Genomic DNA, 21,685 nt, shown 5'->3' with positions numbered 1-21,685 from the left:
GCAGGGGCAGTGTCTGCGAGGCGGTGACCAGCTCGCGCAGCGGGTGGCGGGCCAGCACCCGGTCCACCTCCGGCGTCAACGCCGCCGCGAGCCGGGCCGCCGCCGGGCGCGCCTCGTCCCGGAGGGCGTCCACGGCGGCCACGATCACCGCACGCCCGGCATCCTCCGGAACGCCGGAGGCCGCCCGCTCGTACAGCCGCGCGCCCTCCTCCAGGACCACGTCCGTGTCCATCCCGGCCGGGATCTTGATCTGGGCGTGGTGCCGCCAGGTGGTGATCGGATCGCCCCACGCCTCCACGGTGTACGTCCACCGGCCGGGCTCCCCGGCGGTGACCGTCGCCCCCCACCGGTCGGTGCCGGGGGCCAGCTCCCGCATCGGCGTCCACGGCCCTGGACGGCCCCCGGGATCCGTGAGGACGACATTGGCGGCGACCGCGTCGTGTCCCTCACGGAACACGGTGGCCGAGATCTCGAACGTCTCGCCGGTGACCGCCTTCGCGGGCCGGCGGCCGTGCTGCACGATCGGGCGGACGTCGAGGACGGGTATGCGCCCGACCGCGGTGGCCTCGCCCGTGGAGGGTGACTCCGGGGCCGGGCGGCCGGTGTCGGCCGGGTGCACGGAGGGTGTTCCGGTGCGCACGGCGGGTCCTTCGGTGCGCATGGCGCGTCCTTCGGTGCTGGAGGTCGGGGGTCGTGACGAGTGGTGCGTGGCGGGCATGACCGCTCCTGTCCGCGTCAACGTGGGTGGGCGGATGGCTGTGGGGAGGTGGGTCCTGCGAGGCTCTGTGTGAGATGACTGTCCGAGACGATTGTGCTGGGTGTCGCCGGGGTGTGTCTGCGGGGTACGGGGGTGGTTCTGCGGGCTACCGGTGGAGCCTTCCCACACTTTTCGGGTGGGCAATCCGGCACTTTGTTAACTACTCACGCGTATGTCTACACACAAGACCGGCCCCGTCCGAGAAGAACGGAGCCGGTGTCCGCCGTGGTGTGGCCAAGAGTCCGCGACCGCGGCACCTGGAGGAGTTCGTCCGGCGACCCCGCCCCGCGCCCGGTGATCTTTCCGGTTGCCGCGCCCGCGACGAGCGCCTGCGCGACCTGGGCCGGAGTGGTCCGCCGGTGCCCGGCGAGATGGAGCGCGGCGGCGCCCGCCGCGAACGGTGACGCCATCGACGTACCGGAACGGGTGCCCCGGCCGGTGTCACTCGTGCGGGACGCCCACGTGATCGCCACGCCCGGGGCGAACAGGCCGAGGGCCGAGCCGTGGTTGGAGAAGCCGGCTCTCACGTCCCGCGCGTCGGTGGCGCCGACCGTGATCGCCTGGGGGACGCGGGCAGGGGGGTACCGGGACGCCGGCCGCCCGTCGTTGCCGGCCGCGACCGTGTACGTGACGCCGGACGCGATGGAGGCGCGTACGGCGGCGTCGAGCTGGGCGTTGCCGCGGCCGCCGAGGCTCAGGTTGGCGACGGCGGGCTTCTTCGCGTGCCGGGTGACCCAGTCGATGCCGGCGATGACCCGGGCGGTGGTGCCGGCGCCGGCGTTGTCGAGGACGCGGACAGAGACGACGTCGGCCTTGGCGACGCCGTACCGCGTGCCGGCGGCGGTGGCGGCGACGTGTGTGCCGTGCCCGTTGCCGTCGTCGGCGGTCCTGTCGTTCCCGACGACGTCCCACGTGTTGCCGAGCGTGACGCGCGTGTCCTGGACGACGGAGGCGACGCGGGGATCGGCCGCGAGCCGCCGCGCCTGTCTCTCACCGGCGTGCACGGCCAACCCTCCCCCTCACCCACATCCTCCGCACCGCCCACCACCTCAACCGCACCCCCACCGCCGTGGCCCGCCGTCTCGAACAGCTCGGTCACGTGCTCCCGGACGACATCGAGTTCACGGAGCCCCGCAGACCGTGACCCCGGGCGCTCCCCCATTGACCCCGGAGTAACCGATACCGTCGATGGTGACGACGGGACGCACACCGCCGTGCGTCCCCTTCCACAGGCCTGACGAGGTGGCAAGTGAAGGCGATCCGTCGATTCACCGTCCGACCCGCTCTCCCCGACCCCCTCCGGCCCCTCAGCGACCTGGCCCGCAACCTCCGCTGGTCCTGGCACGCGGAGACCCGCGACCTCTTCCAGTCCGTCGACCCCGAACGCTGGGCCACCTCAGGCGGCGACCCGGTCCGCCTGCTGGGCAGCGTGCCCCCCGTCCGCCTCACCGAACTGGCCGAGGACCGCCGCTTCCTGCGCCGCCTCACCGCGGCCGCCGACGACCTCGGCGACTACCTGACCGGCGAGCGCTGGTACCAGGCCCAGTCCGCCGAACTCCCGGCCGCCGTCGCCTACTTCTCGCCCGAGTTCGGCATCACGGCCGCCCTCCCGCAGTATTCCGGCGGCCTCGGCATCCTCGCCGGCGACCACCTCAAGGCCGCCAGCGACCTGGGCGTCCCGCTCATCGGCGTCGGCCTGCTCTACCGGCACGGATACTTCCGCCAGGCCCTCTCCCGTGACGGCTGGCAGCAGGAGCACTACCCCGTCCTCGACCCCAACGAGCTCCCCCTGGCCCTCCTCAGGGAACCCGACGGCACACCCGCCCAGGTCACCCTCGCGCTGCCCGGCGGCACCCAGCTGCGCGCCCGCATCTGGCTGGCCCGGGTCGGCCGCGTCCCGCTGCTGATGCTGGACTCCGACGTCGAGGAGAACGACCTCGGCGAACGCGGCGTCACCGACCGGCTCTACGGCGGCGGCAGCGAACACCGGCTGCTCCAGGAGATGCTGCTGGGGATAGGGGGTGTGCGGGCCGTACGCACGTACTGCCGCCTGACCGGGCACCCCGAACCCGAGGTGTTCCACACCAACGAGGGCCACGCCGGCTTTCTCGGCCTCGAACGCATCGCCGAGCTCTGCGAGCAGGGACTGGACTTCGACTCCGCGCTGGAAGCGGTCCGCGCCGGGACCGTCTTCACCACCCACACGCCCGTCCCGGCCGGCATCGACCGCTTCGACCGCGAACTGGTCGCCCGCCACTTCGGCCCCGGGGCCGAACTCCCGCGCATCGACGTCGAACGCATCCTGCGCCTCGGCATGGAGACCTATCCGGGCGGCGAGCCCAACCTGTTCAACATGGCCGTGATGGGCCTGCGTCTGGCCCAGCGCGCCAACGGCGTCTCCCTGCTGCACGGCAACGTCAGCCGCGAGATGTTCTCCGGCCTGTGGCCCGGCTTCGACCCCGACGAGGTGCCGATCACCTCCGTCACCAACGGCGTGCACGCCCCCACCTGGGTCGCCCCCGAGGTGTTCCGGCTCGGCGCGCGGCAGATCGGCCCGCAGCGCACCGAGGACGCCATGACCGTCGGCGGCTCGGACCGCTGGGACGCCGTCGCCGACATCCCCGACCAGGAGATCTGGGACCTGCGGCGCACCCTGCGCGAGCAGCTCGTGCTGGAGGTGCGCGAGCGGCTGCGCGCCGCCTGGCGGCAGCGCGGCGCCGGCACGGCCGAGCTGGGCTGGATCGACGGCGTCCTCGACCCGGACGTGCTCACCATCGGATTCGCGCGGCGCGTCCCGTCGTACAAGCGCCTGACGCTGATGCTGCGCGACCGCGACCGCCTGATGGAGCTGCTGCTGCACCCGGAGCGGCCGATCCAGATCGTCGTCGCGGGCAAGGCGCACCCAGCGGACGAGGGCGGCAAGCGCCTGATCCAGGAGCTGGTCCGCTTCGCCGACGACCCGCGCGTGCGGCACCGGATCGTGTTCCTGCCCGACTACGGCATGGCGATGGCGCAGAAGCTCTACCCAGGCTGCGACATCTGGCTGAACAACCCGCTGCGCCCGCTGGAGGCCTGCGGCACCTCCGGCATGAAGGCCGCCCTCAACGGCTGCCTCAACCTGTCCGTCCTGGACGGCTGGTGGGACGAGTGGTTCCAGCCCGACTTCGGCTGGGCGATCCCCACGGCGGACGGCGCCGGCACCGACTCGGACCGCCGCGACGACATAGAGGCCGAGGCGCTCTACGACCTCATGGAGCAGCGGGTGGCGCCCCGCTTCTACGAGCGCGGCCGGCACGGTCTGCCCGACCGCTGGATCGAGATGGTCCGCCGGACGCTGACCCTGCTAGGCCCGAAGGTGCTGGCCGGCCGCATGGTCCGCGAGTACGTCGACCGCCTGTACGCGCCCGCGGCCCGCTCCCACCGCACCATGGACCCGGACACCGCCCGCGACCTCGCCGGGTGGAAGGCCCGCGTGCGCACCGCCTGGCGCGACGTGACGGTCGACCACGTCCAGACGACGGCCGCCACGCCCACCGCCGAACTCGGCACGACCCTCGGCCTCCGCGTCCGCGTCGGCCTCGGCGGCCTGAGCCCCGACGACGTCGAGGTCCAGGCGGTCTCGGGCCGCGTGGACGAGGAGGACCGCATCACCGACGCGTCCACGGTCCCCCTGAAACCGGCGGACGGCGCGGACCAGGAGGGCCGCTGGCTCTACGAGGGCCCGCTGTCCCTGGACCGCACCGGCCCGTACGGCTACACGGTCCGCATCCTCCCTGCCCACCCGCTGCTGGCAGCCGGCGCGGAACTGGGGCTGGTGGCCGTGCCGTCGGAGGATCTGGTGGAGGCGGGCGGGGTGCTGATGCGGTGAGGGACGTTCAGCCCCGGAGGGCTTTGGTTCCCGGTGTCACGTCGAGTCCTCGGAGTACGGCGCACACAGCCGCTGCAGCACCTTGCCGCACCGTCGCGCGTACGCCGCCTGCAGGCCCCGGGTCGCCGGGCCGCCCGCGCGGGCGTACCACGTGGCGGGGCGGCTGAACGCGGTGACCGTCAGCCAGACCGTGCCGTCGCCGGTGCGGTCCACCACGAAGGCCTCCTCGCCGCACTCCGGATGGCCGGACAGCGTGCCGTAGGCCCAGCCGGCCCTGCGGGGTTCCTCCACTGTCCAGATCACCCGGCAGGGGGCCTTGATGACGCCCGCAAGGGTGACGGTGACATCGACGCCGGGCGCGGCGCGGTCCGCGGTCGCGTCGATGCCGACGCCCAGGGCGCGGTGCATCTCCCAGGTGAGGAGCGCCTCCGACGCCCGCCGGAAGACCTCCCAGCCCTCGCCGATGCGCGTGCGCACGTCCATGGCGCGGAAGCCCGGCGGGCAGAACCCCTGCTCGCGGGTCGCGCCGACGTCGTCGTACGTGAAGTCCTCCGAAGACATGAGTCACAAGCCTAGGGCGGCACCCGGGCATGCCTTCGTGCCGGGTGCCGCCCGGGTCAACCGCCTGAGGTTCAGCTGACGTTGACCGCGGACCAGGCCGCCGCGACCGCCTTGTGCTCGGCGCTGTCCGCGCCGTACAGGTCGGCCGCCGCGGACAGCGTGCCCGCACGGGCCGCCTTGTAGTCGGTGGTCGACGTGAAGTACGCCGTCAGCGCCTTGTACCAGACCTGCAGCGCCTTCTCGCGGCCGATGCCGGTGACCTTCGAGCCGTTGGAGGTCGGCGAGTCGTACGTCACGCCGTTGATGGTCTTGGTGCCGCTGCCCTCCGAGAGGAGGTAGAAGAAATGGTTCGCGACGCCCGACGAGTAGTGCACGTCCAGGCCCGCGACCCGCGAGGACCAGGCGTCCACGGAGTCGCCGTCCTTGCTCGGCTTGTCCATGTGGCGCAGCGGGCTGCCGTCGCCGTTGATGTCGATCTTCTCGCCGATGAGGTAGTCGCCGGGGTCCTCGGCGTTCTTCGCGAAGAACTCCGCGCCCGCCGCGAAGATGTCGGAGGTTGCCTCGTTCAGGCCGCCCGACTCGCCGCTGTAGTTCAGCCCGGCCGTGTTCGACGTGACGCCGTGGCTCATCTCGTGCGCGGCCACGTCCAGCGAGGTGAGCGGCTTGGCATTGCCCTCGCCGTCGCCGTACGTCATGCAGAAGCAGTCGTCGGACCAGAACGCGTTGACGAAGTTGTTGCCGTAGTGGACGCGCGAGTAGGCCGCCTTGCCGTCGTTCTTGATGCCGCTGCGGCCGACGGACTCCTTGAAGAAGTCCCAGGTCACCTGGGCGCCGTAGTGGGCGTCGGCGCCCGCGGTCTCCGCGTTGGAGGCCTTGCCGTCGCCCCAGACGTCGTCCGGGCCGGAGAACAGAGTGCCCGTGCCGGAGGTGCCGCGGTTCAGGTCGTACGTCTTGTGGCCGCCGCGCGTCCCGTCCGTCAGGTTGTACGCCGAGCCCGACTGGGTGCTGCCGAGGGTGACCTTGCCGCCGTACTGGGTGTTGCCGGTGCCGTTCTCGATGCCCTGGTACTCGTACAGCTTCTCGCCGGTGGCCGCGTCGGTGATGACGTGCAGTTCGTTCGGGGTGCCGTCCTCCTGGAGGCCGCCGACGACGGTCTCGTAGGCGAGAGTCGGCTTGCCGTTCGCGGCCCAGATCACCTTGCGGGGCGCGGAATCGGCCGCGGTCTTCTTCGAGCCCGCCGACTCGGCGAGGGTCACGGCCTGCTGCTCGGCCTTCGCGGCGGGCAGCTTCGCCTGCGTGGACGCCACCTTGATGGCCGCCCTGGTCGCCTTGGTGACGCTCCTGGCCGCGCCGGACCTCGGCTCGTGGACGACCAGGTCGCCGCCGAGGACGGGCAGGCCGTCGTAGGTGCGCTCGTAGCGGGTGTGGACCGTGCCGTCGCGGTCCTTGACCACGTCCTTGACGACCAGCTTCTCCTTCGCGCCGAGGCCGATCTCCTCGGCGGTCCCGGGAGCTGCGGACTGCTGGTCCTGGATGAGGGCGGTGCGGCCGGAGGCCGACAGCGAGACGGGGGCGCCGGCGGGCGCCGGCTTCCCGGCGGTGGAGTCCGCGGACGCGCTGCCGGCGGTCAGGCCGGCGGTGAGGAGGGATCCGGCCGCGACGGCGGTGGCTATCGCGAGCGTGGTGCGCTTGGGACGAACGGTGTGGGGGGTCACACAAGCTCCTTTGTGGGGGAGTCCGGAAGTTGTGCGGCAGGTGAAGGAAGAGTGGCATCTGTGCTGTGTACATGTCAGGAGTGATTGGTGATGTTGGCCGAAAAGCGACGGGCGGGCCTACGAGCTCTCGGGCTTTCGGAGGAGGCGTTGACGGTGCAGGTCTCGGTGCAGCGCCACGCGGGCCCTAGCCGTGCTCCCCGTGCCACGACCGCCACAGCGCCGCGTACGCCCCGCCGGCCGCCACCAGCTCGTCGTGCGTGCCGAGTTCGGAGAGCAGGCCGTCCGCCATCACGGCCACGCGGTCCGCGTCGTGCGCGGTGTGCAGCCGGTGGGCGATGGCGATGACGGTACGGCCCTCCAGTACGGCGGCCAGGGCGCGCTCGGTGTGCCGCGCGGTCGTCGGGTCGAGCAGCGCGGTCGCCTCGTCCAGGATCAGCGTGTGCGGGTCGGCCAGCACCACGCGGGCGAGGGCGAGTTGCTGGGCCTGTGAGCCGTCGGTCCGGTGACCGTCCTGGCCGAGCCGGGTGTCCAGGCCCTCGGGCAGGTCCCGTACCCACGCGTCGGCGCCGACGGCCGCCAAGGCGTCCCACAACTCCCCGTCGTCGGCGGCGGATTCGGCGATGCGGAGGTTGTCGCGGACCGAGCCGAGGAACACGTGGTGCTCCTGGGTGACCAGGACGACCTGGCGGCGCAGCCGCTCCGGGCCGAGGCCGACGACCGGTACGCCGCCCACGGTGACCGTGCCCGCGGTCGGCGCGTCGATGCCCGCGAGAAGCCGGCTGAGCGTGGTCTTGCCCGCGCCGGACGGGCCGACGACGGCGAGCCGTTCGCCCGGCCGCACGGTCAGGTCGACGCCGCGCAGCACCTCGCCGCCGCCGCCGTAGGCGTAGCGCACGCCGGTCACGTCAATGCGGTCGTCCACCGGATCGGGACAGTCGCCGTCGGCAGCGGCCTGCGGGGCGCGGGCCAGGCCCTCCACGCGGGCGAACGAGGCGCCGCTGTTCTGGAGTTGCTCGACCCGGATCAGGATCTCGTCCAGCGGCCCGCTCAGCTGCTGGAGGTAGAGGGCGGCGGCCACGACCGCGCCCAGGCTCATCGTGCCGTTCAGGTGCAGGGCGCCGCCGACGAGCAGGACCGCGGCGACCGGGATGGTGTACGACACCTCCACCACCGGGAAGAACACGGTTCGCAGGTACAGCGTGTACAGGCGGGTGCGGCGGGCCGTCTCCAGGGCCTCGCGGCTTGCGCCGATGCGGCGGTGGGTGAGCCGGAAGGCCTCGACCGTGCGGGCGCCGGATGCCGTGGCCGTGACGATCTCCGCGATGTCGGAGGTGGCGGCGCCCTCGGCGAGGTAGCCGTCCCGCGCGCGACGCAGGTACCAGCGGAGCGCGAAGAGGATGGGGGTGAAGCCCAGCAGGCCGACGGCGCCGAGCAGGGGGTTGAGGACGAAGACCGCGCAGGTGAGGAACAGGGCCTGGACGAGGTTGATGAGGAGGACCGGGCCGGCGTCGCGGAGGGTGGTGCCGACGGTGGTCACGTCGGCGGTGCCGCGGGCGGTGAGGTCGCCGGTGCCGGCTCGTTCCACGACGGAGGCGGGGAGGGCGAGGGCTCGGTCGACGAAACGTTCTCGTACGCGGGCGAGGGTGCGTTCGCCGAAGCGGTGGCCCACGTAGCGGGCCCAGCGCGCGAGGAGGAGTTGCGCGAGGGCGCACAGGAGGATGCCCAGCGCCAGCCGGTCCACGGCGCGCACCCCGCCTCCGGCTCGTACGTCGTCGATGATCCGGCCGAGCAGCCATGGCCCGGCGAGGCCTGCGACGGCGGCCAGTGCGTTCAGTGTGAGGACGGTGGCGAAGGCCTTTCCGTCTGCGCGGATCAGGTCCAGCAAGGCCCGGCGTACGTCTGTGCGTTCTGCGATGGGGAGGTGGGTGGTTTTGGCGGCTACGAGCTCGGGGCCTTGTGTGGTTTGCCCGGTGCGGGTTGTTTGTGGCTTGTCGCGCCCCGCGGCGGAGCCGCTGATTGTCACTGCCCCGCGCCCCTGGGGTGGCTGCTGTGCCGTCAACTGACGATCTCCTCGGCGTCTCTTGCCACGAGGGCTCGGTATCCGGGTTCGGTGTTCAGGAGGTCGCCGTGGGTGCCTGTGGCTGTGACCTTGCCGTTGGTCAGGTAGTGGACGGTGCCCGCGCGGTCCAGTACGAGTGGTGAGGTGGTGGTCACGACCGTCGTGCGGCCGTGGCGCGCCGCCCGTAGGCGGTCGGCGACCGTGGCCTCGGTGTGGGCGTCGAGGGCCGAGGTCGGTTCGGTGGCGAGCAGGACCTCCGGGTCGGCGAGCAGGGCCCGCGCCAGACGCACGCGTTGCCGCTGGCCGCCGGAGAGGGTGCGGCCCTGGGCGGCGACGGGGGTGTCGAGGCCGTCGGGGAGGCCGAGGACGATGTCGTCGGCGGCGGCTGTGTGGATGGCGCGTGCGAGGGCCTCGTCGTCGTGCGGGCGGTGGCCGTTGATCAGGTCGCGCAGAGGGCCCGCGAAGAGGTCGGACTCGTGGTCGGCCACCAGGATGCGCTCGCGGACCTGCGGGAGTCTGATCTCGTCCAGCCGTTCGCCGCCCCAGGTGACCGACGACGGGGCGTAGCGGCCGAGGCGGTCGAGTACGGCGGCGGCGGCGTCGGCGGGGCGGGCGCAGGCCAGGGCGGTAAGGCGGCCGGGGAGGATCCGGACACCGGAGTCCGGGTCGTGCAGGACCGACGGCTCGGCGGGCGCGTCCCGGCGGCCCAGGTCGGGCGCGGGCTCCAGGCGGAGCAGCGCCACCACGCGCCGGGCGGCCACCACACCCCGGCTGACCTGGTACCCGCACTCCACCCAGAACGCCACCGGACCCACCAGCACCGCGACATAGCCGTACACCGACACCAACTGCCCGACGGTGATGTCCCCCTGCGCGGCGAGCCGGGCCGCGAGCCACGTCACCACGGCGAGGAAGAGGGTCGGCAGGCCGGTGCCGAGCGCCTGCACCCAACTGGTCACCGCCCCGACCCGGTACCCCTGTTCGCGCAGCCGCCGCGAGTCCCGGCGGAAGGCGTCGGCCATCAGGCCCTTGCCGCCGAGGCCGCCCAGCACGCGCAGGCCGCCCGCGAGGTCGCCGATCCGCGCGGTCAGCACGCCCTGCCGCTCCCGGTACTCCGTTTCCGCGCCCTGCAACCGGCCCAGCAGCGGCCCGACGAGCACGACGATCACCGGGATGCCGAGCAGGACGACCACGGCGATGAGCGGCGAGACGGCGACCAGCAGGACGGCGACCACCAGGTAGGCGACGACCGCGCCGACCCCGGGCCCGACCACCGTCAGCGACTGGCTGATCGTCTGCACGTCGCCGACGCCGATCGTGACGACCTCACCGGCCGCCGACTGCCGGGACAGCGAGGCGCCCAGCCGCACCGCCTGCCCGACGACCACCTTCACCGTGCGGAAGTTGGCGTCCATCCGCACCCGGGTCATCGTGCGGTGCCGCATGATGCTCAGCCACGCGTTGACCGCCCCCACCACCAGCAGGACGACGCTCCAGCCCGCCAGCGCACCCATGTCGCCGGGCTCCAGACCGTCGTCGATCGCCCGGGACAGCAGATACGGCGCCACCGCCATCAGCACCATCCAGGTACTGCCGAGCAGCGCCCCCGCGGCACACCGCCACGGCTGGCAGCGCACCAGCCACCACAGATACCGGGCCCCGCCCCGGGAGTCGGGCGTTCCCGGGTCCTCGTACGCGTCGATCATCCGCTCCCCTGATGGTCGTCCAACGCCCTGCGAGGTGACGGTCCGGTGCGGTGCCGGCTGCTCACGCCAGGCTGTCCTGCCACGCCCGGTGCAGGTCCGCGAACCGGCCCGTGCCCGCGACGAGTTCGGCCGGCGGGCCGTCCTCGACGATCCGGCCGTGTTCCATCACCAGCACCCGGTCGGCGATCCCGACCGTGGACAGCCGGTGCGCGATGACGACCGCCGTGCGGCCCTTCAGGACCGTCGCCATCGCCCGCTGCACCGCCCGCTCGCCCGGGATGTCGAGCGAGCTGGTCGCCTCATCCAGGATCAGCACCGCCGGGTCCGCGAGCAACGCCCGTGCGAACGCGACGAGTTGCCGCTGCCCGGCCGAGATGCGGCCGCCGCGCTTGCGTACGTCCGTGTCGTAGCCGTCGGGCAGGGCGCTGATGAAGTCGTGCGCGCCGATCTCCTTGGCCGCCTGCTCGATCTCCTCCCGGGTGGCGTCCGGGCGGCCGATGGCGATGTTCTCGGCGACCGTGCCGGAGAACAGGAACGCCTCCTGCGTCACCATCACCACCCCGCGCCGCAGCTCGGGCAGGGCCAGCTCGCGCAGGTCGACGCCGTCCAGCAGCACCTGGCCGTCCGAGGGGTCGTAGAAGCGGGCGAGCAGCTTGACCAGCGTGGACTTGCCCGCGCCGGTGGTGCCGACCACGGCGACGGTCTGCCCGGCCGGGAGGGTCAGGTCGAAGCGGGGCAGCACCTCGCCGCCGGTGCGGTAGCCGAACCGGACGCCGTCGAAGACGACCTCGCGGCCGGGGTGCTCGGACTCGAGTACCGGAAGTTTCCGGGGAGTTGACGGCTCGGGCACGGACGGCGTCTGCGCGAGCAGGCCGGCGATCTTCTCCAGGGATGCCGCCGCCGACTGGTACGCGTTGAGGAACATGCCGAGCCGGTCGATCGGGTCGTACAGCCGCCGCAGGTACAGCACCGCCGCCGCCAGCACACCGAGCGCCAGCGCGCCCTCGGCGACCCGGTAGGCGCCCCACAGCACGATCCCCGCGACGGCCGTGTTGGCGACCAGCCGCGAGCCGGTGACGTACCGGGCCATCTCCAGCAGCGCGTCGCCGTTGGTGCGTTCGTGCCGCCGGTTCAGCACGCGGAAGTCGGCGTCGTTGGCGGCCTCGCGGCGGAAGGCGCGCACCGGGCGGATGCCGTTCATCGTCTCGACGAATCTCACGATGACGGCGGCGATCGCGGTCGACCGCAGCCGGTACACCCGCCCCGCGCGCCGCCGGTAGATCCGGATGAGCAGGTACAGCGGCACGAACGACGCCACCGCGACGCCGCCGAGCCCCAGGTCCAGCCAGAGCAGCATCGCCGAGATGTAGACGAACGACAGGATGACCGTGACCAGTTCCTGCAGACCCTCGTCGAGCAGCTCGCGCAGCGACTCCACGTCCGTGGTGGAGCGGGAGATGAGGCGGCCCGAGGTGTAGCGCTCGTGGAAGTCGATGCTCAGTGCCTGCGCGTGCCGGAAGATTCGGCCGCGCAGGTCGAGCAGCACGTCCTGGCTGACCCGGGCGGAGGCCATGATGAACGCGCTCTGCAGTCCGCCGGAGGCCGCCGCGCACAGCAGATAGCCCACGCCCACCGCGATCAGCGGGCCGTGGTCGTCGGCGCGGAACGCCGGGACCGCGCGGTCGATGGCGTACGCCACCAGCAGCGGGCCCGCCTGCACCGCCGCCTGCTGGAGCAGCAGGAGGAGGGTGGTGACGGCGACGCGGGCCTTCATCGGGGTGAGCAGGGAGCGGAGCAGGGCGGCGGTGGCGCCCGGAGGAGTGGGCAGGATGTCGCGGTCGAACGGGTCGCCGGCGCCCGGGGGCTGGTCGCCGGGCCTGTCCTTGGCCGGCGCGGTCGTGGTGGGCGCCGTCATAGGCGGGCCTCCTGTTCCCCGGACGTGGCCTGTTCCCCGGACATGGCTTCTTCCCCGGACATGAGGTGGGCGTACTCGGCGTTCGTGCGCAGCAGTTCGTGGTGGGTGCCGGTGGCCGCGATCCGGCCGCCGGAGAGCAGGGCGACGCGGTCGGCGAGCAGCACGGTGGACGGGCGGTGCGCCACGATCAGGGCCGTGGTGTCCGCCAGCACCTGGCGCAGGGCGGCCTCGACGGCGGCCTCCGTGTGCACGTCGAGGGCCGACAGCGGGTCGTCCAGCACGAGGAACCTGGGCCGTCCTACGACCGCCCGCGCGAGCGCCAGGCGCTGGCGCTGGCCGCCGGAGAGGCTGAGGCCCTGCTCGCCGACCTGGGTGTCGGTGCCCTGGGGGAGGGCGTGCGCGAAGTCGGCCTGCGCGACGGCGAGGGCGCGCTCCAGCTCCGGCTCGCCCGCGGTGCCGTCGGCGCCCATGAGAACGTTGTCGCCGACGCTGGCCGAGAAGAGCGTGGGCTCCTCGAAGGCGACGGCGACGAGGGCGCGCAGCGTCTCCCTCGGCATCTCAGTGATGTCCCGCCCGTCCAGCGTGATCCGCCCCGAGGTCACCTCGTGCAGCCGCGGCACGAGCGCGGTGAGTGTCGTCTTGCCGCTTCCGGTGGCACCGACGAGAGCCATGGACTCGCCGGGCCGGATGTGCAGGTCGACTCCGTCGAGGACGGGCGGGGAACCGGCGGGGGCGTCGGGGTAGCGGAAGCGGACGTCGTGGAACCGCAGGCCGTTTTGCTGACCGGCGTTGCGGTCGCCGTCGGGGTGGGTGCGTGACCCGGCGCTGCGGTGGCCGTCGGGGTGGGCGCGCTGCTCGGCGCCACGAGGTGCCGCCCCAGCGGCACGACTGCTCGCAGCTACGCCGGCTTCCCCTTCGGCGTCCATGACCTCGAAGTAGCGTTCTGTCGCTGTCGCCGCCTCCTGACTCATCGCCAGCAGGAAGCCGATCGACTCCACGGGCCAGCGCAACGCGAGCGCCGTCGACAGGAAGGCGACCAGCGTGCCCGCGGACAACGCACCGTCGGCCACCTGCACCGCGCCCACCACCAGCGCCGCGCCGATCGCCACCTCCGGCAGCATCACGATGACGCCCCAGATCGCCGCCAGCAGCCGCGCCTTGCGCAACTCCGTGCCGCGCAGCCTGCCGGACAGTTCGCGGAACGCCCGCGCCTGGCTGCGGTGCCGCCCGAACCCCTTGATGATGCGGATGCCGAGCACGCTCTCCTCGACGACCGTCGTCAGGTCCCCGACCTGGTCCTGCGCCCGCCGCGCCACCCGGGCGTACCGCTTCTCGAAGACGACGCACACCGCGATCACCGGCACCGCCGGCCCCAGGATCACCAGCCCCAGCGACCAGTCCTGCATCAGCATGATGATCACGCCGACCAGGATCGTCACCCCGTTGACCAGCAAAAACGTCAACGGAAAGGCGAGGAACATGCGCAGCAGCATCAGATCCGTCGTGCCTCGCGACAGCAGCTGACCCGACGCCCACCGGTCGTGGAAGGCCACCGGCAGTCGCTGCAGATGCCGGTACAGATCCGCCCGCATCGACGCCTCGACGTGCGCCAGCGGCCGCGCCACCAGCCACCGCCGCAGCCCGAACAGCAGCGCCTCACCGATCCCGAGCAGCAGCAGGTACAGCGCCCCGAGCCACACGCCCCCCGGGTCCCGGTCCGCGACCGGCCCGTCCACCATCCACTTCAGGACGAGCGGGATCACCAGTCCCACGCACGAGGCAAGCACCGCGACGAACGCGGCCGTGAACAGGCGCACGCGCACGGGACGGACGTACGGCCACAGCCGCAGCAACGTACGGACGGCGTGACGCTCCTGAGCGGTTGCACGTGTCGTGGACATCAGCAGCGAGCCTACGGATCGGCACTGACACTGCCCACCGAGTTTTGGCCGGACTCCCGTCCTCCGTCAGTCCTACGACCTGCTGTTCGAGGGGTCGTACGGCCGCATCAACCGATCGGTGGATGCCGTCTCTCGCGCGACGGGCGATGTGCCGGACCCCGCCCGGCCGGGAGTCTCGGAGCATGGCATCCACTCCCGTCATCGAAGTCACCGACCTGCGCAAGTCGTACGGCGGCCGGCTCGCCGTCGACGGCGTCTTCTTCACCGTCGAGGAGGGCGAGATCTTCGGCATCCTCGGCCCGAACTCGGCGAGGCCCGCCGCTCCGTGCACAACCTCGCCCCCGTCGCCCTCGCCGCCGACGGCCTCCCGGAAGCCCTGAAGAAGACGGTGACGGAGTGGGGCGAACGCACCGGCGTCCGCGCCGAGTTCACCGTCACCGGCACCACCGAGGAACTCCATGGCGAGGTCGCCGCCACCCTGCTGCGCATCGTCCAGGAGGCCCTGTCGAACCTGTCGAAGCACGCGTCCGCCTTCCGCGCCGGCGTCACCCTGTCCTACATGGGCGACGAGGTCACCTCGACATCCGCGACGACCAGCACGCTCCTGATCGTCGACGACCACCCGGTCGTACGGGACGGACTGCGCGGCATGTTCCAGTCCGAGCCCGGCTTCCGCGTCCTCGGCGAGGCGTCCGGCGGCACCGAGGCGCTGGCGCGGGCCGCCGCCCTCGACCCGGACGTCATCCTGATGGACCTGCGCATGCCCGGTGGGGGAGGCGTGGACGCCATCCGGGAGCTGACCCGGCGCGGCGCCCGCGCGAAGGTGCTCGTCCTCACCACGTACGACACCGACTCCGACACCCTGCCCGCGATCGAGGCGGGCGCCACCGGCTACCTGCTCAAGGACGCGCCCCGCGAGGAGCTGTTCACCGCGGTCCGGGCGGCGGCCGAGGGCCGTACGGTGCTCTCCCCGGCGGTGGCCTCCCGCCTGGTCTCCGCCGTACGCGCCCCCTGCAACGAGCCGCTGTCCGCGCGCGAGCGCGAGGTGCTGGCCCTGGTCGCCAGAGGCACCTCCAACCGCGAGATCGCCCGCGAACTGTTCATCAGCGAGGCCACGGTGAAGACCCACCTCACCCACCTGTACGCCAAGCTCGGCGTCAGGGACCGCGCGGCGGCCGTGGCGGTGGCGTACGACCGGGGGATCCTCGGTTAGGCCCTGTCCGGCTGGCCGGCCACCTTCAGCAGCAGCACCGCCCGCTCCGGCACCGTGATCGCCGCCCCCGCCGGATGGGACTCGCCCGGTGCCTCGGCCTGGTCCTCCCGGCTGGTGTCGACGACCACCTCGTACCGCTCCGCCCACGGCGGCCCCGGCAGCACGAAGGTCACCGGCCGGTCCCCGGCGTGCAGTACGGCGAGGAAGCTGTCGTCGAGGATCTGCGCGCCGCGGGCGTCCCGGCCCGGTATGTCCCGCCCGGAGAGGTACATGCCCAGCGTGGCGGCGGGCGCGTACCAGTCCTGCTCGGTCATCTCGGTGCCCCGCGCGGTGAACCAGGCCAGGTCGCGCAGTCCGTCCGTGGAGTGCGCCCGCCCGGAGAAGAAGGCCCGGCGGCGCAGCACGGGGTGCCGGTGACGCAGTGCGATGAGCCGGGACGTGAGGTCGAAGAGCGCCCGCCAGCCGGGCTCCGCCGGCAGGCTCCAGTCCACCCAGCCGATCTCGTTGTCCTGGCAGTACGCGTTGTTGTTGCCGCGCTGGGTGCGCCCCAGCTCGTCGCCCGCGACCAGCATCGGCACGCCCGTGGACAGCAGCAGCGTGGTCAGCAGGTTCCGCAGCTGGCGGCGGCGCAGCGCCCGTACGCCCGCGTCGCCCGTCTCGCCCTCGGCGCCGCAGTTCCAGGACCGGTTGTCGTCCGAGCCGTCCCGGTTGCCCTCGCCGTTGGCCTCGTTGTGCTTGCGCTCGTACGACACCAGGTCCCGGAGAGTGAAGCCGTCGTGCGCGGTGAGGTAGTTGACCGAGGCCTGCGGCCGCCGCCCGCCCCAGGCGTACAGGTCGCTGGAGCCCGACAGCCGGTAGCCCATCTCCCGCACGTCCGGCAGCGCGTGCCGCCAGAAGTCCCGTACGGCGTTGCGGTACCGGTCGTTCCACTCCGTCCACAGCGGAGGGAAGGCCCCGACCTGGTAGCCGCCCGAGCCCACGTCCCACGGCTCGGCGATGAGTTTCACCCGCCTGAGTACCGGGTCCTGGGCGATGACGGCGAGGAACGGGGAGAGCATGTCGACGTCGTGCATGGAGCGGGCCAGCGCGGCGGCCAGGTCGAAGCGGAAGCCGTCCACGCCCATCTCGGTCACCCAGTAGCGCAGGGAGTCCGTGATCAGGCGCAGCACGTGCGGCTGCACGACGTGCAGGGTGTTGCCGCAGCCGGTGTAGTCGGCGTACCGGCGGGCGTCGGGCTGCAGGCGGTAGTAGCCGCGGTTGTCGATGCCCTTCAGGGACAGCGTCGGGCCCAGCTCACCCGCCTCCGCCGTGTGGTTGTAGACCACGTCGAGGATGACCTCGATCCCGGCCCCGTGCAGCGCCCGCACCATCCGCTTGAACTCGCCGACCTGCTGGCCGGTCGTACCGGAGGCGGAGTAGGCCGCGTGCGGGGCGAAGTAGCCGATCGAGTTGTAGCCCCAGTAGTTCTTCAGGCCGCGCCTGAGCAGGTGGTCCTCGTGCGCGAACTGGTGCACCGGCAGCAGCTCCACGGCCGTCACGCCCAGCTTCGCCAGGTGCTCGATCGCCGCCGGATGCGCGAGCCCGGCGTACGTGCCGCGCAGCTCCTCGGGGATGCCCGGGTGCAGCTTGGTGAAGCCCCTGACGTGCAGCTCGTAGATCACCGAGTCCGCCCACGGCGTCTTCGGGCGGCGGTCGTCGGTCCATTCGTCGGGTCCGCCATCGTGGACGACGACGCCCTTCGGGACGTACGGCGCCGAGTCCCGCTCGTCGCGCACGGTGTCGGCGACGGACTGCTGCGGCCAGTCCCGCACGTGTCCGTACACCTCCGGCGGGAGGCTGAAGTCTCCGTCCACCGCGCGCGCGTACGGGTCGAGGAGCAGCTTCGCCGGGTTCCAGCGGGCGCCGGTCCACGGGTCCCAGCGGCCGTGCACCCGGTAGCCGTAGCGCCGGCCCGGCAGCACGCCCGGCACGAAGCCGTGCCAGATCTCGTGCGTCAGTTCGGTCAGCCGGACCCGCGTCTCCGTGTCCTTGTCGCCCTCGTTGTCGAACAGGCACAGGTCGACCGCCTCGGCGCCGCCCGCCCACAGCGCGAAGTTGGTGCCCGCCACGCCGTCCGGGCCGACCCGGAACCGCGCCCCCAGCGGCGTGGGCGCACCCGGCCACGCCGGCACGCCCGGCACCCTGTGCCGCGCACCGTTCACGAAGGCGGCCGGGCGCCCGTCCTCAGCGGCGCGCGCTCCGGCCACCGCCGCCTCCTGCTCGGCTGCGCTGGACACCTTTGTCAGCCCCTTTGTTCGGCTCACCGGACGACGTCCAGAAAGGCATGACCGGCCGTCCCGACCGTCCTGCTCTCTCCATCGCGTCGTCCTTCTCCCTGTTCTGCCCATCGCATGGCTCGCACTCACGTTTCCCCGGGGCCGGACTGATCGTTGGGCAGCAACGTGAGGCATGTACAAGGGCGCGCGCGGCGCGCGAGGGCCGCGTTGGCCGCCGTACTGACATGGGCAGCCCTGCTGGCCGGGGCCGCCGGCTGCACCGGGGACGGCACGGGCGGGATCGGCTTCGGCGGGCTCGGCGGGCCCCCGGCGCCCGAGGACGTCATCCGGATCTCCCCGGACGACGGCAGCAGAGGCGTGCGCCCCGGCGAGAAGCTGCGGATCCGGGTGCCCAGCGGGCGCCTGGAGTCGGTCAGGGTGGTCAGGAGCCAGGACGCGCAGGAGTCCCCGGTGCCCGGCCGCATCTCCGCCGACGGTCTGCGCTGGGAGCCCGCCGACGACCGGCTCGCTCTGGCCGCCGAGTACACCGTCGACGTGGTGGCCCTGGACGGCCACGGGCGCCGCTCCGCCCGCCACGCCCGCTTCACGACGCACGTCCCGCAGGAGCGGTTCGTCGGGTACGTCACACCGGAGAACCGCGCCACCGTCGGCACCGGAATGATCGTCTCCCTGGAGTTCAACCGGAAGATCGAGCACCGGGCCGCCGTGGAACGCGCCGTCCGGGTCACCGCGGAGCCGGACGTCGAGATCCGCCCGCACTGGTTCGGCCGGGAGCGCCTCGACTTCCGACCCGAGCACTACTGGAAACCCGGCACCGAGGTCACCGTCGACCTGCGCCTCAGGGACGTCGAGGGGGCGCCCGGCGTGTACGGGCTGCAGCACAAGACGTTCTCCTTCACCGTCGGCCGCAGCCAGGTCTCCGTCGTCGACGCGGCCGCGCACACCATGGAGGTCCGGCGCGACGGCTCGTTGCTGGCCACCGTGCCGATCACGGCCGGGGCGCCGAAGACCACCACCTACAACGGCAAGATGGTGGTCACCGAGATGCTCGAGGTCACCCGGATGAACGGTGCCACGGTCGGCTTCAAGAAGCGGGACGGCAAGGGCGAGTACGACATCCCGGACGTCCCGCACGCCATGCGCCTGACCGACTCCGGCACCTTCCTGCACGGCAACTACTGGGCGCCGGCCGACATTTTCGGGCAGACCAACGTCAGCCACGGCTGCGTCGGGCTGCGCGATGTGAAGGGCGGCGGCCCGGACACCCCGGCGGGCTGGTTCTTCGACCGCAGCCTCATCGGGGACGTGGTCGAGGTCGTGCACAGCAAGGACAGGAAAGTCGCTCCCGACAACGGGCTCGGCGGGTGGAACATGGACTGGAAGGTGTGGAAGGCCGGGAGCGCGGTGAAGTAGTCCTACACAGGGGTGGGTCGTACCGGCTGTCCGGCGAAGTCGGTACGGAACAGTGACGCGCGTGCGCCGACGACGCCGGTGAACGTGCGGTTAATATGCGCCGAGCGCGCGACGCGCAGGGGAACGGGCCAGGCCAGGCCCGGCGAGGGGAGAACAACTTGAAACACGGGCGACCGATATCGGGGGCGTCGGTTGACGCACGGGGGCGGGGCCGCGGGGGAGCGCTGTCGCTCATACTCGGCGTGCTGCTGGTCGCCGTCACCGCGTGCGGCGGGGGCGGCTCGGGCGCGGAGGCCGGGTCCGGCGACGGCAAGGGCTCCACTGCGGCGCAGAGCAGGCAGTCGGAGGCCGTCGTCACGATCGCCCCGAAGGACGGCGCGAAGTCCGTCGACACCAGCGGCGCGCTCAAGGTCGGCGCGAGCAAGGGCAGGCTGACCGAGGTCGAGGTCCAGACCGCCAAGGGCGAGAAGATCGACGGCAGGATATCCGCGGACGGCGCCACCTGGACGCCGTCCACCCACCTGGCCGCCTCCACCACATACAAGGTGCACGCGGTCGCCAAGGACTCCAACGGCCGTACGGCCACCCAGGACTCCCGCTTCACCACCCTGACCCCGAAGAACACCTTCCTCGGCACCTTCACCCCCGAGGACGGCTCCGAGGTCGGCGTCGGGATGCCGTTCTCGATCCGCTTCAGCCGGGGCATCACCCATCCCGAGGACGTCGAGAAGGCCATCACCGTCAGGACCGAGCCGGCCGTCGACGTCGAGGGCCACTGGTTCGGCAACGACCGCATCGACTTCCGGCCCGAGAAGTACTGGAAGGCCGGCACCAAGGTCACCGTCGATCTCGACCTGGACGGCGTCAAGGGCCGCAAGGGCGTCTACGGCGAGCAGGACAAGACCGTCTCCTTCACCATCGGCCGCAACCAGGTCTCCGTCGTCGACGCCAAGAAGCTCACGATGAAGGTCATGCGGGACGGCAAGGTCGTCAAGACCCTCCCGGTCACCACCGGCAAGGCCGGCATGGAGACCTGGAACGGCCAGCTGGTCATCAGCGAGAAGCACAAGGTGACCCGCATGAACGGCGAGACGGTCGGCTACGGCGGCGAGTACGACATCAAGGACGTCCCCCACGCCATGCGCCTGACCAACTCCGGCACGTTCATCCACGGCAACTACTGGGCCGGCGGGGCCTTCGGCAACTACAACGCCAGCCACGGCTGCATAGGCCTGCGCGACGCACGCGGTGGCTGGGACAAGAGCGCGCCGGGCGCCTGGTTCTTCAACCACTCCCTGATCGGCGACGTGGTGATCGTCAAGAACTCCAACGACGCGGTCGTGGCCCCGGACAACGGGCTCAACGGCTGGAACATGTCGTGGGAGGAGTGGAAGAAGTAGATCTTCGCTGGTGTGAGGGGCTCCGGTATGACCGACCGCACCGGGCCCACTGCCGTTGGTCCCCGTGCTGTGCCTGCCTGGGGGACAACGCCCAGACCCCCGGCGGAGTGTGATCGACCGCACCGAATCGATTGCCGTTAGTCCCCGTTAACCTGCCTTGCATGACCGTGAATCTCGAAGTCGCCGAGGGCATTGGCACGCTGCGCCTGGACCGCCCGCCCATGAACGCGCTGGACATCGCCACGCAGGACCGGCTCAAGGAGCTCGCCGAGGAGGCGGCCCGCCGGGACGACGTACGGGCCGTGGTGATCTACGGCGGGGAGAAGGTGTTCGCGGCGGGCGCGGACATCAAGGAGATGCAGAACATGGACCACACCGGCATGGTCCTGCGCGCCCGCGCCCTGCAGGACTCCTTCACGGCCGTGGCCCGCATCCCCAAACCGGTCGTCGCGGCCGTCACCGGCTACGCCCTGGGCGGCGGCTGCGAGCTGGCCCTGTGTGCCGACTTCCGCATCGTCGGGGACAACGCCAAGCTGGGCCAGCCGGAGATCCTGCTCGGCCTGATCCCCGGCGCGGGCGGTACCCAGCGCCTGGCCCGCCTGATCGGCCCCTCCAAGGCCAAGGACCTGATCTTCACGGGCCGGCAGGTCAGGGCCGAGGAGGCGCTGGCGCTCGGGCTCGTGGACCGGGTCGTACCGGCCGCCGAGGTGTACGAGCAGGCGCACGCGTGGGCCGCGAAGCTCGCGCAGGGACCGGCGATCGCCCTGCGCGCGGCGAAGGAGTCGATCGACACGGGGCTGGAGACGGACATCGTGTCAAGCCCCGGGTTTCGTGGAGACTGCGTTAGCTGGTTTTCTGGAGTGACGTAGGGGGTTCGGCCGCGAGGTAGTGGACGGCCTCG

At 72.2% G+C, this 21,685-nt stretch carries 12 protein-coding genes and 3 pseudogenes; 6 read left to right on the top strand and 9 right to left on the bottom strand.

Annotated features, from left to right (window positions below; translation table 11 throughout):
* On the bottom strand, positions 1 to 718 hold a 718-nt coding region (locus H8R17_RS39530), incomplete at its 3' end, for a maltotransferase domain-containing protein (RefSeq protein WP_187828027.1).
* Positions 719 to 1,002: 284 nt separating this feature from the next.
* Positions 1,003 to 1,770: pseudogene (locus H8R17_RS39525) on the bottom strand (S8 family serine peptidase); the annotation flags it as partial.
* Positions 1,771 to 2,006: 236 nt separating this feature from the next.
* Between H8R17_RS39525 and H8R17_RS39520 the strand changes: the two are divergent.
* Positions 2,007 to 4,625, top strand: coding sequence for a glycosyltransferase family 1 protein (locus tag H8R17_RS39520; protein ID WP_187828025.1), 2,619 nt, complete (start codon positions 2,007 to 2,009; stop codon positions 4,623 to 4,625).
* 36 nt (positions 4,626 to 4,661) lie between these two features.
* Here H8R17_RS39520 and H8R17_RS39515 read toward each other — a convergent pair whose 3' ends face one another.
* The 6 genes from H8R17_RS39515 to H8R17_RS39490 form a co-directional block, all read right to left on the bottom strand.
* Positions 4,662 to 5,186 (bottom strand): DUF1990 domain-containing protein, encoded by a 525-nt coding sequence (locus H8R17_RS39515; RefSeq protein WP_187828024.1) that lies wholly within the window; start codon positions 5,184 to 5,186, stop codon positions 4,662 to 4,664.
* A 71-nt stretch (positions 5,187 to 5,257) separates the two neighbouring features.
* Entirely contained in the window at positions 5,258 to 6,901 is a 1,644-nt protein-coding gene (locus H8R17_RS39510; protein WP_187828023.1) for a M4 family metallopeptidase, read from the bottom strand.
* Between the two features lie 184 nt (positions 6,902 to 7,085).
* Positions 7,086 to 8,786 (bottom strand): ABC transporter ATP-binding protein, encoded by a 1,701-nt coding sequence (locus H8R17_RS39505; protein WP_223126004.1) that lies wholly within the window; start codon positions 8,784 to 8,786, stop codon positions 7,086 to 7,088.
* Between the two features lie 170 nt (positions 8,787 to 8,956).
* Positions 8,957 to 10,666, bottom strand: a complete 1,710-nt coding sequence (locus H8R17_RS39500) for an ABC transporter ATP-binding protein (RefSeq protein ID WP_187828022.1) — start codon at positions 10,664 to 10,666, stop codon at positions 8,957 to 8,959.
* A 61-nt stretch (positions 10,667 to 10,727) separates the two neighbouring features.
* Positions 10,728 to 12,581: an ABC transporter ATP-binding protein gene (locus H8R17_RS39495; protein ID WP_187828021.1), complete on the bottom strand. Its 1,854-nt coding sequence runs from the start codon at positions 12,579 to 12,581 to the stop codon at positions 10,728 to 10,730.
* Positions 12,578 to 14,482: an ABC transporter ATP-binding protein gene (locus H8R17_RS39490; RefSeq protein ID WP_187828020.1), complete on the bottom strand. Its 1,905-nt coding sequence runs from the start codon at positions 14,480 to 14,482 to the stop codon at positions 12,578 to 12,580. The genes H8R17_RS39495 and H8R17_RS39490 overlap by 4 nt, the downstream gene beginning before the upstream one ends.
* Positions 14,483 to 14,664: 182 nt before the next feature.
* Between H8R17_RS39490 and H8R17_RS39485 the strand changes: the two are divergent.
* Positions 14,665 to 14,793, top strand: a pseudogene (locus tag H8R17_RS39485) (ABC transporter ATP-binding protein); the annotation flags it as partial.
* A 248-nt stretch (positions 14,794 to 15,041) separates the two neighbouring features.
* On the top strand, positions 15,042 to 15,695 hold the full coding sequence (locus tag H8R17_RS39480) for a response regulator transcription factor (RefSeq protein WP_187828028.1): 654 nt from the start codon (positions 15,042 to 15,044) through the stop codon (positions 15,693 to 15,695).
* Here H8R17_RS39480 and glgX read toward each other — a convergent pair.
* Positions 15,692 to 17,971, bottom strand: coding sequence for a glycogen debranching protein GlgX (glgX, locus tag H8R17_RS39475; protein ID WP_187828019.1), 2,280 nt, complete (start codon positions 17,969 to 17,971; stop codon positions 15,692 to 15,694). The two genes, H8R17_RS39480 and glgX, sit on opposite strands and share 4 nt — an antisense overlap.
* Positions 17,972 to 18,136: 165 nt before the next feature.
* On the opposite strand from glgX, the gene H8R17_RS39470 reads away from it, so the two are divergent.
* The 3 genes and pseudogenes from H8R17_RS39470 to H8R17_RS39460 all read left to right on the top strand — a co-directional run.
* Positions 18,137 to 19,384 (top strand): Ig-like domain-containing protein, encoded by a 1,248-nt coding sequence (locus tag H8R17_RS39470; protein WP_187828018.1) that lies wholly within the window; start codon positions 18,137 to 18,139, stop codon positions 19,382 to 19,384.
* 176 nt (positions 19,385 to 19,560) lie between these two features.
* The gene (locus H8R17_RS39465) at positions 19,561 to 20,784 is read left to right on the top strand and encodes an Ig-like domain-containing protein (RefSeq protein WP_316959674.1); all 1,224 of its coding nucleotides are present in this window, start codon (positions 19,561 to 19,563) and stop codon (positions 20,782 to 20,784) included.
* A 161-nt stretch (positions 20,785 to 20,945) separates the two neighbouring features.
* A pseudogene (locus tag H8R17_RS39460) lies at positions 20,946 to 21,647 on the top strand (enoyl-CoA hydratase/isomerase family protein); the annotation flags it as partial.
* Positions 21,648 to 21,685: the final 38 nt, after the last annotated feature.

Origin of the sequence: Streptomyces sp. TRM68367 (genome assembly GCF_014495685.1) — a bacterium.
GTDB lineage: Bacteria > Actinomycetota > Actinomycetes > Streptomycetales > Streptomycetaceae > Streptomyces.
The sequence above is the reverse complement of the archived record's forward strand: the minus strand, read 5'-3'. Positions and strand labels throughout refer to the sequence as shown.